This is a genomic window from Anaerococcus lactolyticus ATCC 51172, assembly GCF_000156575.1.
Classification (GTDB): Bacteria; Bacillota; Clostridia; order Tissierellales; family Peptoniphilaceae; genus Anaerococcus; species Anaerococcus lactolyticus.
In genome coordinates, this window is record NZ_GG666072.1 from 1 (window position 1) to 906 (window position 906).

Annotated in this window: 1 protein-coding gene; it reads left to right on the forward strand. The window is 26.9% G+C overall.

Features of this window, described 5'->3' with window-relative positions; all coding sequences use genetic code 11:
• Positions 1-906 (forward strand): hypothetical protein (locus HMPREF0072_RS10295; protein WP_004830354.1); only part of this gene is annotated, 906 nt, incomplete at both ends.

Genomic DNA, 906 nt, shown 5'->3' on the forward strand with positions numbered 1-906 from the left:
TTTTGAAGAATTTAAGGAATTTTATACTAATAAAAATAAAGAGAATATAGATATTGATTTAGATAGCCATATAAAATATGATTATTGGATAATTGAGTTTAATGAGGGTTCAAGTCTAATAGAAAAAGATTATACAGGACAAAGGCTGACTAAAGAACTATTAGATGAAATAAGGGAAATAGATGAAAAAATAAGACTTCATAATAAGACCTTAGGAGAAGATGAATATGGGCAGATGACTGATAAGTGGGAGGGGTATTCCAAATTCTATTTTAACCATATAGTAGATGGGAAAATAGTTGATTACTATAAGATAGGCATAGGTGATGGAAATGAGATCAACCAAAGAGATTTTGAATTTCTTTATGAACAAATAGGAAAAAGTCAGATAGAACTTAATCAAATTATAGAAGAAAATAAGATAGATGAAAAAATAATTTCCATAGACCAAATTGAAGATAGACTTTTCGATGTATTAGTTAAGGATAAAGTTTTAGAAAATGAAATTATAAAGGCAAGAGAAAACTTAGGAAATAATACCTTAGCAAGTTTTAACTCTGTATTTCAAAGAGAATATGCGAAAATCATGAGAGAAGTTGCCGATAAGCAGGGAAATCTTCCGGATGATATGAAGTCAATAGATAAGGTTAAAGAATTAGGCATTAGAATAGAAAATAGATATAGAGAATATTTAAATAATTCACTTAAAAACAATATAGAAGATGATAAGGAAATCCTCTCTATAAAAGTGGGAGATATAGTTAGAACAGAGGATAATAAATATTTAAAAATAAAAAATATTTCCAGTGGATATGATAATAACCATAATCAAATAACATATTATTCATATGATGCTTATTTTGATAAGGACTTAAAACTATTCTCACATTCCTTTAAAGGAAGCAA